Origin of the sequence: Agrobacterium tumefaciens (assembly GCF_005221385.1) — a bacterium.
In the GTDB taxonomy this organism is placed as follows: domain Bacteria; phylum Pseudomonadota; class Alphaproteobacteria; order Rhizobiales; family Rhizobiaceae; genus Agrobacterium; species Agrobacterium tomkonis.
On the sequence record NZ_CP039904.1, the window covers coordinates 1,337,501 to 1,349,481 of the forward strand.

Here is an 11,981-nt window from a genome sequence, read left to right on the forward strand (position 1 = left end):
CCGTGAGGACAGAACTGAACAGGTTTCCAAGCATTGTTATAAGGTATCTTACTTTCGAATACATAGGGGTAAGAAGCGAACGCAGGGAACTGAAACATCTAAGTACCTGCAGGAAAGGACATCAACCGAGACTCCGCAAGTAGTGGCGAGCGAACGCGGACCAGGCCAGTGGCAATGATGAATAAAGCGGAACGATCTGGAAAGGTCGGCCATAGAGGGTGATAGCCCCTTACGCGTAGAACAGTCATTGTCCTTGAGTAGGGCGGGACACGTGAAATCCTGTCTGAACATGGGGAGACCACTCTCCAAGCCTAAGTACTCGTGCATGACCGATAGCGAACAAGTACCGTGAGGGAAAGGTGAAAAGCACCCCGACGAGGGGAGTGAAATAGAACCTGAAACCGGATGCCTACAAACAGTCGGAGCCCGCAAGGGTGACGGCGTACCTTTTGTATAATGGGTCAACGACTTAGTGTAACTAGCAAGCTTAAGCCGGTAGGTGTAGGCGCAGCGAAAGCGAGTCTGAATAGGGCGATTGAGTTAGTTGCATTAGACCCGAAACCGAGTGATCTAGCCATGAGCAGGCTGAAGGTTGGGTAACACCAACTGGAGGGCCGAACCCGTATCTGTTGCAATAGATTGGGATGACTTGTGGCTAGGGGTGAAAGGCCAATCAAACTCGGAAATAGCTGGTTCTCCGCGAAATCTATTTAGGTAGAGCGTCGACCGAATACCCTCGGGGGTAGAGCACTGGATGGGCTATGGGGACTCACCGTCTTACTGATCCTAACCAAACTCCGAATACCGAGGAGTACTAGTCGGCAGACACACGGCGGGTGCTAACGTCCGTCGTGAAAAGGGCAACAACCCTGACCTCCAGCTAAGGTCCCCAAGTCATGGCTAAGTGGGAAAGGATGTGAGGATCCCAAAACAACCAGGATGTTGGCTTAGAAGCAGCCATCATTTAAAGAAAGCGTAACAGCTCACTGGTCTAAATAAGGGTCTTTGCGCCGAAAATGTAACGGGGCTAAAGCCATGCACCGAAGCTGAGGATATGCCGTAAGGCATGTGGTAGCGGAGCGTTCCGTAAGTCTGTGAAGGCGGACCCGTGAGGGCTGCTGGAGATATCGGAAGTGCGAATGTTGACATGAGTAACGATAAAGGGAGTGAGAGACTCCCTCGCCGAAAGACCAAGGGTTCCTGCTTAAAGTTAATCTGAGCAGGGTTAGCCGGCCCCTAAGACGAGGCGGACACGCGTAGTCGATGGGAACCACGTTAATATTCGTGGGCCTGGTGGTAGTGACGGATCTCGTGTGTTGTACATTCTTATTGGATTGAATGTGCGGCGAAGAGGTTCCAGGAAATAGCTCCACCGTATAGACCGTACCCGAAACCGACACAGGTGGTCAGGTAGAGTATACCAAGGCGCTTGAGAGAACTATGTTGAAGGAACTCGGCAAATTGCACGCGTAACTTCGGAAGAAGCGTGACCCCATTTTAGGCAACTATGATGGGGTGGCACAGACCAGGGGGTAGCGACTGTTTATCAAAAACACAGGGCTCTGCGAAGTAGCAATACGACGTATAGGGTCTGACGCCTGCCCGGTGCTGGAAGGTTAAAGGGAGGGGTGCAAGCTCTGAACTGAAGCCCCAGTAAACGGCGGCCGTAACTATAACGGTCCTAAGGTAGCGAAATTCCTTGTCGGGTAAGTTCCGACCTGCACGAATGGCGTAACGACTTCCCCGCTGTCTCCAACATAGACTCAGTGAAATTGAATTCCCCGTGAAGATGCGGGGTTCCTGCGGTCAGACGGAAAGACCCCGTGCACCTTTACTATAGCTTTACACTGGCATTCGCCAAGGCATGTGTAGGATAGGTGGTAGGCTTTGAAGCAGGGACGCCAGTTCTTGTGGAGCCATCCTTGAAATACCACCCTTATCTTCGTGGATGTCTAACCGCGGTCCGTTATCCGGATCCGGGACAGTGTATGGTGGGTAGTTTGACTGGGGCGGTCGCCTCCGAAAGAGTAACGGAGGCGCGCGATGGTGGGCTCAGACCGGTCGGAAATCGGTCGTCGAGTGCAATGGCATAAGCCCGCCTGACTGCGAGACTGACAAGTCGAGCAGAGACGAAAGTCGGTCATAGTGATCCGGTGGTCCCGTGTGGAAGGGCCATCGCTCAACGGATAAAAGGTACGCCGGGGATAACAGGCTGATGACCCCCAAGAGTCCATATCGACGGGGTTGTTTGGCACCTCGATGTCGACTCATCGCATCCTGGGGCTGGAGCAGGTCCCAAGGGTATGGCTGTTCGCCATTTAAAGCGGTACGTGAGTTGGGTTCAGAACGTCGTGAGACAGTTCGGTCCCTATCTGCCGTGGGTGTAGGAATATTGACAGGATCTGTCCCTAGTACGAGAGGACCGGGATGGACGTATCTCTGGTGGATCTGTTGTCCTGCCAAGGGCATAGCAGAGTAGCTATATACGGAATGGATAACCGCTGAAGGCATCTAAGCGGGAAACCAACCTGAAAACGAGTGTTCCCTATCAGAGCCGTGGAAGACGACCACGTTGATAGGACGGGTGTGGAAGCATGGCAACATGTGAAGCTTACCGTTACTAATAGCTCGATCGACTTCTTCGTTCCCATTGTTCATGTTCATCAAACAAAGTTCGATGACATCATTCTTCTGTCCTGACGCCCGAAGGGCTCCGGACGGGCCGCGCCAAAAGGCGCGACGGACTAGCGTCCTGTATGGCTGCCACGCTCGATCTCGAGCAAGGCAGGCAAACGGACCAGTCACGGAAAGACGTGTAATTAAGATAAAAAGTGGCAATGCCACCCAGCTTCTCGAAACAACACTCATGTGAAAACATGATCAATGTTGCGTTTTGCCGACCTGGTGGTTATCGCGGGGCGGCTGCACCCGTTCCCATTCCGAACACGGCCGTGAAACGCCCCAGCGCCAATGGTACTCCGTCTCAAGACGCGGGAGAGTAGGTCGCTGCCAGGTCTGCAAAACGCAACATCAAATCTTCTCAAATCAAACTTCGGCCCAGCCGATACAAGAGGGCCGCTAATAGCGGCCTTTTGTCGTTCCGGGACTTAAAACATAAGGCAAACGCCTCGTGCGTCCCTTACAGGAGACAAATCGCCTTCGGCAATTTGCTCCGGCAGTAGGCATCACAGCTTCCCTGTGATGCAGTCGCGATAAATCCCATAGGGATTTACACTGGTAACGCGGGGTGGAGCAGCCCGGTAGCTCGTCAGGCTCATAACCTGAAGGCCGCAGGTTCAAATCCTGCCCCCGCAACCAAAATCTTCAAGACTTATCAAACGAATAAGCCCTCCTCATCGGAGGGCTTTTGCGTTCTAAGCCCTCAAATGCCTATGCATCATCTGAGTCGTAATCTGTCTCTCTTTCTGTGGCCGATTCAGCCTTTCGAGATTGCGATAAATCCGGATTTGGCCATGATGCGCAAATCATCCAACGAAGAAGAAAGCCGCCGTGACCGCCGACCCGTTGCAGATACTCAAGACCGTTTACGGCTATGACACGTTCCGCGGACGCCAGGGCGATATCATCCAGCATGTCATGGCGGGAAACAATGCCTTCGTCCTCATGCCGACGGGCGGAGGAAAGTCGCTTTGTTACCAGATCCCGGCGCTTGCCCGCACAGCTACGAGCGTCGGTGCTAAATCCCCGCCGCAAAACACAAACTCCTAAACCAACAGGCGCAAAACGGGAGTTGATCGGCGCTCGCGTCATGGAACCAAGTTGCTCGTCATCGCTCAGTGTCTCTTAGGCGCGAATGAAGTTGGGATGACGGAGCGCATTGGTCCATTGGATTCTTCCGAGCGGGACGGCCGGATATCATCGAAGGGCCCGGCCGGTGAAAGGGCAGAAGTATGCCGTCATACGACCTGTGCGGCAAGCTTTACGGCATCTGCGCCCGCTGGGATGCGAAACGGCGAGGAGGCATCGGTCACGGCCTGCCAGACCGCTCTTGCCACGTCGCTCGCAGTGGTGATTTCGGTCGGCTGCGGTGGCGTTGCCGAGAACACCTGTTTCGCCCAGCTGGCATAGGCTGCCGGTATGCCGTTCTGCGAGCGATCGCGGGCGGTCGCGCTAAAGGAGGTTTCTGGCGCCCGACCGGGAGTGACGAGCCGCACGCGCACCCCGAACGGTTCAATTTCCAAGGCAAGGTTTTCGCTGAATGCCTCCACGGCTGCCTTGCTTGCCGTATAAGCGGACAACATTGGCAACGGCTTGAGCGTCACGGCGGACGATACATTGACGATCACGCCCGCCCCTTGCGCCCGGAAGCCGGGCATTACTGCCTGCGACATCGCCATGGTGCCGAACGTGTTCTGCTCGAAAAGCTGGCGTGTTGCGTCTATCGACACGCCTTCCAGCGCACCCATCAGACCGGCGCCGGCATTGTTGACGAGGGCGTCGATCGGCCCTGCTTCATCCAGAGCACGAGCGATGTTGGCAGCGTCGGTAACATCGAGTGCAACGACACGCAGCCGTTCGGATGCGGGCAATAGATCCCCACGAGGCGTGCGCATCGTGGCAATGACAGTCCAGTCGCGATCAAGGAAATAGCGGGCAGTCTCAAGTCCGAAGCCGGACGAACTGCCGGTGATGAGGATGGTGTTCATCTGAAACTCCTGTTTGTGGCGATGCTATAGGGCGACCGTGTAAGGGGTGGATACGTGTTATGGGGGGCGGAGAAGGCGTGTCCGGCGTCTTATTTCGTCTCGACGCTGCCTTCCGGCGCAGAATCCGCTGCCAACGCCGCTACCGTCTCCGAAAATGGGGGGTCGCCAGGATAGAGCGTGCTGCGGAGGAAGGAGGTTGAAAGGCGCTGGATTGCGGCGACCCGCCGGGGCCGTTCGTCTGTTGTCTCGCGTGCCTCGTAACCGGGGATGCCCCCAAGAGCATGCTCGCCGCCAAAGGCCGTAAATAATACCTTGGGTGAGGGACTCAAATCGTAGGCATCACGCCACCACTCGGCGCCACGTGTCGAAAGCCTGCCGACATCACGGTCGCCGATGATGACCAGGGTCGGCGCCGTCATGGTCGAGAAATCTGGATACATGAATGGGTAGGTACGGGCTGCATATTCGGTCAGGCCATCGCCTCTGCCTGGCGGTGCCAGCAGCACGCCCGCTTTCACGCGGTGGTCCTTCCTGTCGACTACCGATCCGTCGTCGGGATCGGGATGGGTGGTGCCAAGCAAGGTACTGGCGGTCTGGGCGCCCCATGAATGGCCGGCGACCGCGATACGCGAGTGGTCGAGCCGCCCCTGGATCAGCGATGCTCCGTTCTCTATGCGATCGAGCCCGCCGACAACGGTGGCTAGGTCTTGCTCACGGAAGCGCCAGAGTTGGGGGCGGCGAGGATCGTTCGCGGCAAGGCCGAGCATCCGCGAATCCAGATGTGTCGGCTGGATTACGGCGAAGCCATGTGCTGCCCAATAATCAGCAAGGGGGCCATAGGCATGAAACGACTGGCCATTGCCGTGCGAGAAGATGATGATGGGCAACGTGTGGCCTGAGATCGGTAAGGAAACCCGAACGTGCAGGTCAACGCCTCGTCCCGGCGACGGTAAAGTAATGGGAGAGATCGAAACAATGGCGGGTAATCCGGCAGTGGGCGCGCGGGTTTCTGCGCACGGGCTGGACATGGGACTGCTAACCTCCGAACTGGAAACCGGATCAATGATCCGCTATACTATAAATCCGGATCAATGATCCGCTATACTATAAATACGGATCATTGATCCGTTTATCAAGAGGTGATCGCAAAAATGTTGTCGACCAAACTCCGCAATGCAGGCGAGGCCCCATCATCGGCTCCTGGCGATGCCGAAGTACCCGCACCGCGAATGCGTGCTGATGCTCGCAGAAACGAGGAAGCAGTTCTGGAAGCCGCCAAAATCGTGTTCGCTCGTTCGGGGGTGGATGCTCCCATCCGGGAGATTGCGACGCAGGCGGGCGTTGGGCTGGGTACGCTCTACCGCCGTTTCCCGACGCGTGCTGACCTGGTGGCCGCGGTGTTTCGCCGGGAGGTTGATGCCTGCGCCGATGCGGCAGCGCTGCTTGCCGCTGAGCAGGGGCCAGCCGATGCGCTGGCAGCCTGGCTGAAGCGTTATACGCACTTCCTCGCCACCAAACAGGGATTGGCCGCGGCGCTTCATTCCGGCGATCCGGCATTCGCCACCTTGCCGGACTATTTCCGGAGCCGATTTGAACCGGCTCTGTCAATGCTGCTGAATGCTGCTGCCGCTGCGGGAGAAGTCCGAGCTGACATTGCGCCCTACGATCTGCTGCGCGCGATCGGAAACCTTGCCGTGGCCTCGGGGGAGGATGGGCCGGCGCACACCGAACGAATGCTCATGCTGCTGCTGGATGGCCTGCGTTATGGCGCGGCGAAGGCGAAATAGCCGCGACTGCCAAGAAGACGCTCGATAGGGCCGATACCGGTACTCCATCGCCTCTCGGGGGAAACGACTCTCGCCGATGGATGCTTTCGGTGCTCACCTTCCAAGAGAAGCCTTGCTGGTTTCCACCCCATTGCTGTCTTTTTAAGGATCGCCGAACCGCCCAAGCATTTCACACGTAATCGACGAACAAACGCGGCGAGAAAGTAACTCCGCCAATCGAGGTGTACCTCGAACGCTCCCAAGGTCGACTTGCGGAACTTGCCGTTCCCCTTAGCGCGACACAGCTTCGCGTGAACGGGCGCTACCGCAACATAAATATAAATGGCACTGTCCTTTGAAGCACTGTCCTTTGAAGCACTGTCGTAAGCGGTTTGTGCCTGCCAAAAGATGTGGTCACCGAGTTCGCCGCCGGGATCTGGCGCTTCCAATCGGCGTGGCGCGGCAATCCGTTGGGGCGTCTGGAAAAACGTGGCCGATCCTGGCCGGGTCGTGGGAGGCTTTGTCATCGATAGCTGGATCGAGCGCCAGTGCGGGCACGTACCTGTCACAAACGCAGGCGCGCTGGATCGGGGACTGCTGAATGACTTCAATATCGGTGAGCAACCCCCAAATCGTCCGCCACCTGTGGCGGCCTCTATTGCCAGTTTGAGCGAAGGAACATGACATGAGCTGGAATCCCACACAGAACCCCGAATGCCCTGAGACTGGCAGTCTCGATGCAATCGAGACCCTCATCATCCCGCGCACCCGCGATCTGGGTGGGTTCGAAGTGCGCCGTGCATTGCCCGCTCCGAAACGGCAGATGGTTGGTCCCTTCATCTTTTTCGATCAGGTGGGACCGGCTGAGTTCCTCACTGGCGGTGGCATCGATGTACGCCCTCATCCGCACATCGGGCTGGCGACCGTGACCTATCTTTACGAGGGCGCATTTCATCATCGCGACAGCACCGGGGCCGACCAGATGGTCTACCCCGGGGAGGTGAACTGGATGATCGCCGGTAATGGCGTCACCCATTCCGAACGCACCACCGAAGAGATGCGCAGCCGTCCTGGCACCGCCTTCGGAATCCAGACCTGGGTTGCGCTGCCGGATCACGCGGAAGACACTGCGGCCAGTTTCGAGCATCACGGCCGCGAGGCGCTGCCGTTCATCGAGGATGAAGGCAAGCAGGTCCGGCTGATCCTCGGCTCGGCTTGGGGCGCGCAGGCCCCGGTCAAAACCTTCACTGAGACCTTCTATGCCGATGTCATTCTATCCGCCGGCGCAAAGCTGCCGCTGCCCGACGATCACGAAGATCGCGGTGTTTATGTCGTCGAGGGCAGCATCCTGATTGCCGGAACTCCGTTTGCCGCTGGACAGATGATGGTGTTCCGTCCGGGGGATCGGATCAGCCTGACCGCGGGCGAGGCAGGCGCGCGCCTAATGGTGCTCGGCGGGGAGACAATGAATGGACCACGCTATATTTCGTGGAACTTCGTCGCCTCGTCGCAGGAAAAAATCGACGCCGCGAAAGAGGCCTGGCGCAAGGGCGACTGGGAGCATGGTCGCTTCCGTCTACCACCCGGCGATGAGGCCGAGTTCATCCCACTGCCCGAACAGCTGAAGTGATCGAATGTGATACCAGATTGGCTAACATACCCATCGACAACAATTAAGAGAGAACAAGAAGTGACAAAACCTCAGGCCATCTTTCCGGTCAACAGACACGCTCTTTACGAAGAACATCGCTACTCGGCAGCGATCCGATCGGGCGATCTTCTTTTCGTTTCGGGGCAAGTCGGCAGCCGCGGCGATGGAACACCCGAACCTGATTTCGAATGCCAGGTTCAACTGGCCTTCGACAACCTGAAGGCTGCACGTTCGACGATCTCGTGGACGTCACAACGTTCCACACGGACCCGGACAGCCAGTTCGCAACGATCATGGACGTCAGGCAGAGGAATTTCACCAAGCCGCCTTATCCCAACTGGACTGCCGTCGGAGTAAACTGGCTGGCTGGGTTCGATTTCGAGATCAAGGTGATTGCACGCATACCGGAGAGCAATTAAGTCCCGAGGCTTTTCCTCATCCGCCCACTGTAAGGACAGCCTTTCCCGCGAACTTTCTTTTCAGAAGTTCGCGGGCCGTCGCGTCGATGTCGGCCCAAGGTACAGTCTTTCCGATGACCGGACGGAGACTTCCATCGGACAGCCGCCGCGCAAGATCGGCAAGAATGGCCGACGCATCGGCGGCGTGCTCCGGCCGGGTCAGCTCCTCGAGGAGGAAGAAGCCGTAGAGAACCGTTCCGCCATATGCTCCACCGGATTGAAGGCGGAAGCGACGGGCGTCAAAGGTCGTGAGTGTTTCCTCCGAAGCATCGCCGAAAAGAACGCAGACACCGCGCGATGCCAGCCACATCAGCGCCTCGCCCAGAAGCGAGCCTCCGACACCCTCCAGAATGAGGTCGTATGGCCCACCCTTCTCGCCGGCCTCGACGCCGATCGCGATATCGTTCGCGCCAAGGCTGCGCAGGAATTCCGCTGTCGAGCCATCCCGCGTAAAGGCCGTCACGTGGGCGCCTGCAGCCGCTGCGAGCTGGATCGCATAAATTCCGACACCACCCGTCGCCGCCGTGACGAGAACACGGCTTCCCGGACCAATCGCCTTCTTCTGCAGCGCTACGGCTGCGGTCAGACCTGCGACAGGGAGGGTCGAGGCCGCTTCAAAGCTGACGTCGTCGGGAATTCTGGCAAGCCGGCTTGTCGGCACGGTGACACGTTCTGCCCAGCCACCGCTCCATACCAAGCCCACCACGCGATCACCCGGTTGGAAACCCGATCCTTCAGGGGCCGTCTGGACCACGCCGGATAAATCCCATCCGGGTCGATCGCCATCGTTACCGTCATAGAGTGCACCGCGAACCTCGCCGTTGTTCAGCGAGAACGCTCGTACCGCGACGATTGCCTCGTCCGGCGTGGCCCCAGGTTCTGTGTGTTCGGCAAGAACGAAGTGAGTTTCTGCACCTGTCTTCGAAACTGTAACAGCTTTCAATGTGATACTCCCCAATTCAGCATTCGATCAGATTTTGAAGCTGGTTGCGTATCGTGCCACGGGTGGAAATACGCGCAACGGTGGTCGGATATCGACCGAAAGCAGGCTTATTTCGTAGCCTCTTCGATCAGATCTGTCACAACCTTCGAATGCGAGACCATCACGACATGCGATGCCCCCTCGACTACGACCGTCCGCCTGGAGCCTGCACGCTCTGCCATAAAGGCAAGCGCCTTGGCCGGAATGTTCTTGTCGCTGTCGCCATAGACGAAGTAGGACGGCAGCGTTTTCCAGGCCGGTTCGCCGGACTTGTCCGTCAGGGCGGCTTCAGTGATTGGCCGCTGGCCAACGGCCATTAGTGCCGAGGCCTCTGGCGCAACGTCGTGTGCGAACTGGTTGCGGAACTTGGTCTGGTCGATGTAGAGATCGACGCCGCCGTCAGTGAGCTTGACGGGGGCCGCGAGCGCCTCCCCAAGCGTGCCGCCGGGGAACTTGCCCGCGAGATCGGATGCAGATTCGCCAGAATCCGGTGCGAAGGCAGCCACATAGACGAGTGATCTGACGTTGTTGTGCCCATTCGCAGCGTTGGAGATAATCTGGCCTCCGTAAGAATGACCAACGAGCACCACCGGGCCCTCGATGCTTCCGACAACGTCGGAGACGAGGCGTGCATCATTCGAGACACTCCGCAACGGATTGGCGACAGCGACCGTCTTATAGCCGTCCTTTTGGAGGTTGATGATGACGCCATTCCAGCTTGACGAGTCAGCAAACGCGCCATGAACAAGGACGATAGTGGGCTTGACCGGTTGGGCGATAGCCGTATCGGACAGAAGGGCGGTCGCAATAACAACCGTTGCAGCAAGCTTGAGCATGATCACTTCCTACTCATATCTGGTTTTATGAATTCTCGGACGGAGAATCCGAGGTGCGGACGAAGCTGGGCGTCGGAGGCGGTCCGGCTCTCGTTTAGTGGACATCTGCGGACAGATAAGACTGACCGATGTCGACGAGCGCGGCAGACCAGAGCTGGTGCAAGCAGTCATCGTCAGATCCTTTGCTGCCGTGGAGGCATGATTTTTATTGTTTCCGCGCGAGTTTCTGTAGTCCTTTTTTATGAGGAGCTGTGTCGCTGAAACCGGAACGCTGCACTATGCATTCGTCAGCACGTATGGCAGCGAGCACAGTTATTGAGCCTCGGTATGCGACGCTGGCGCATCACTGCAACTGCTGAGGTTTGCTCCTAGCGACGGCACTCGCGCCGGTCGGAATCGCGTCTGCAGCGGTCCCAGCGGGCGCGATCGGCCATATCCTGAGCGTTTCTTGCGATTTCTTGGGTCAAGCGGGTCCGCTCGAGTGATTCCCGTTGCACGTTGTCGCGCCGCGCCTGTTGTTCCAGCATGCAGTTCGCATAAGCGCGGGACCCGTAGGGTGCCCCAAAGCTCTGGCAGGTATTCGCGTCCCTGTACTGCCGTTCTTCGGCGGAGACACACCCTGTTGCAGCGAGGCCGATCAGGGCTATGGAGAATATGATTATCGTAGACCGACGATGTTCGACGGAAGGACGTAGCAGCATTCTGTTGATCTCCTTGAAAAATGAGCGTTGGATGCGTCTTCGGCGACACGAGCAAGGCGGAGCGGTACCCCGCAAGCCCGTCATCACGGCCCCGTGGCCTCAAAAAACAGGCCAACGTTGCGGCAACATTGTCCGAATTCGAAGAGGATTCACTGACAGCCCGGTTGCGGTTCTCAGCCGTCGCGGTGCGTTATTACTGCATCGGTGCGAAGCCGGACGCTGACGCGATGCTGTTCATCCCGTTATAAACGCAGTGCAGGATGACGCAGGGCCAGATCGATCCGGTTGCCCGGAAAAGGATAGCGGCCAGAAGGCCGACCATGACCGCAATGGGCAGGATCACTCTGACGCCATGCGCCAGTCCGAATATGATCGCGCTCAGAACGACGCCCGCAAACGCGCCGTAGCGGTTGAGTGCATTCGCAACGACACCTCTGAACAGGATTTCCTCGCAGAAGGGTGTGAAGATGGCGCCGCCCAGCAAGGACAAGAAAAACGGAAGCGGGCCACCACGCGCGGCCGCATGCAGGATGCCCTGAGGATCGCCGGTTCCGAACAGGGCCAGATACGCGAACTGTATGATCAGGTTGAGGCCATAGCCGACGATGCCCGTTCCTGCCGCGATCATCAGCCAGCGAGGCGAGACTGATTTGAAGCCGAATGGGCGTAGATTCCGTATTCGGAGGCTATATGCTGCGGCGAAGGCGCCGAGGCCGACGACTCCCCCTGCTGTCGAGCCGATAATTCCCATAAGAACAGGGTCGTTTCCCGGGAGAAATCCCATCAGCACGCCGAAAGAAAGAAGAAGCACGTATGTTACGAGTCCAATGAGTATTTCCGGCCAGCCGGGTCTTGCCCATCGATCATCTACAGTCATCATTAACCTCACCTATCGCAGAGGGCGCCTGTCGGGGTGCCGC

Annotated in this window: 7 protein-coding genes, 1 tRNA gene, 2 rRNA genes and 2 pseudogenes (1 of these 12 cut by a window edge); 7 read left to right on the top strand and 5 right to left on the bottom strand. The window is 57.7% G+C overall.

From position 1 onward, the window contains the following. From CFBP6623_RS21365 to CFBP6623_RS21380, 4 genes and pseudogenes are all read left to right on the top strand, one after another. Positions 1–2,645 (top strand): 23S ribosomal RNA (locus tag CFBP6623_RS21365); it begins 241 nt to the left of the window's first position. Positions 2,646–2,900: 255 nt separating this feature from the next. Beyond that, positions 2,901–3,015: ribosomal RNA gene (gene rrf / locus CFBP6623_RS21370) — 5S ribosomal RNA — on the top strand. 226 nt (positions 3,016–3,241) lie between these two features. After that, positions 3,242–3,318: transfer RNA gene (locus CFBP6623_RS21375), tRNA-Met, on the top strand. A 192-nt stretch (positions 3,319–3,510) separates the two neighbouring features. Then, positions 3,511–3,678, top strand: a pseudogene (locus CFBP6623_RS21380) (DEAD/DEAH box helicase); the annotation flags it as partial. Positions 3,679–3,917: 239 nt separating this feature from the next. Here the strand turns inward: CFBP6623_RS21380 and CFBP6623_RS21385 are convergent. Together CFBP6623_RS21385 and CFBP6623_RS21390 are read right to left on the bottom strand one after the other, a co-directional pair. Continuing rightward, entirely contained in the window at positions 3,918–4,667 is a 750-nt protein-coding gene (locus CFBP6623_RS21385) for an SDR family oxidoreductase (protein WP_046802180.1), read from the bottom strand. Between the two features lie 89 nt (positions 4,668–4,756). Next, complete coding sequence (locus CFBP6623_RS21390) at positions 4,757–5,554, bottom strand: alpha/beta hydrolase family protein (protein ID WP_200960476.1); 798 nt, start codon at positions 5,552–5,554, stop codon at positions 4,757–4,759. Between the two features lie 342 nt (positions 5,555–5,896). Between CFBP6623_RS21390 and CFBP6623_RS21395 the strand changes: the two genes are divergently transcribed. The 3 genes and pseudogenes from CFBP6623_RS21395 to CFBP6623_RS21405 all read left to right on the top strand — a co-directional run bounded on the left by CFBP6623_RS21395 (position 5,897) and on the right by CFBP6623_RS21405 (position 8,503). Continuing rightward, entirely contained in the window at positions 5,897–6,454 is a 558-nt protein-coding gene (locus CFBP6623_RS21395) for a TetR/AcrR family transcriptional regulator (protein ID WP_046802178.1), read from the top strand. Between the two features lie 664 nt (positions 6,455–7,118). Then, positions 7,119–8,063: a pirin family protein gene (locus tag CFBP6623_RS21400; RefSeq protein WP_046802177.1), complete on the top strand. Its 945-nt coding sequence runs from the start codon at positions 7,119–7,121 to the stop codon at positions 8,061–8,063. A gap of 60 nt (positions 8,064–8,123) precedes the next feature. Continuing rightward, positions 8,124–8,503 (top strand): annotated as a pseudogene (locus CFBP6623_RS21405) (RidA family protein). A 16-nt stretch (positions 8,504–8,519) separates the two neighbouring features. On the opposite strand, the gene CFBP6623_RS21410 reads toward CFBP6623_RS21405, so the two are convergent. The 3 genes from CFBP6623_RS21410 to CFBP6623_RS21425 all read right to left on the bottom strand — a co-directional run bounded on the left by CFBP6623_RS21410 (position 8,520) and on the right by CFBP6623_RS21425 (position 11,941). Beyond that, positions 8,520–9,485, bottom strand: coding sequence for a zinc-binding dehydrogenase (locus CFBP6623_RS21410; protein ID WP_046802176.1), 966 nt, complete (start codon positions 9,483–9,485; stop codon positions 8,520–8,522). 107 nt (positions 9,486–9,592) lie between these two features. Next, positions 9,593–10,360 carry an alpha/beta fold hydrolase gene (locus CFBP6623_RS21415; protein WP_046802175.1) on the bottom strand — a complete coding sequence of 256 codons (768 nt, stop codon included), beginning with the start codon at positions 10,358–10,360 and terminating at the stop codon, positions 9,593–9,595. 894 nt (positions 10,361–11,254) lie between these two features. Beyond that, positions 11,255–11,941: a type II CAAX endopeptidase family protein gene (locus tag CFBP6623_RS21425; protein ID WP_232370451.1), complete on the bottom strand. Its 687-nt coding sequence runs from the start codon at positions 11,939–11,941 to the stop codon at positions 11,255–11,257. Positions 11,942–11,981 lie beyond the last annotated feature (40 nt).

Bases quoted from the DNA above. Each gene is read 5' to 3' on its own strand.
- CFBP6623_RS21385 (WP_046802180.1), bottom strand. From the start codon at position 4,667: ATGAACACCATCCTCATCACCGGCAGTTCGTCCGGCTTCGGACTTGAG.
- CFBP6623_RS21395 (WP_046802178.1), top strand. From the start codon at position 5,897: ATGCGTGCTGATGCTCGCAGAAACGAGGAAGCAGTTCTGGAAGCCGCC.
- CFBP6623_RS21400 (WP_046802177.1), top strand. From the start codon at position 7,119: ATGAGCTGGAATCCCACACAGAACCCCGAATGCCCTGAGACTGGCAGT.
- CFBP6623_RS21415 (WP_046802175.1), bottom strand. From the start codon at position 10,360: ATGCTCAAGCTTGCTGCAACGGTTGTTATTGCGACCGCCCTTCTGTCC.
- CFBP6623_RS21425 (WP_232370451.1), bottom strand. From the start codon at position 11,941: ATGATGACTGTAGATGATCGATGGGCAAGACCCGGCTGGCCGGAAATA.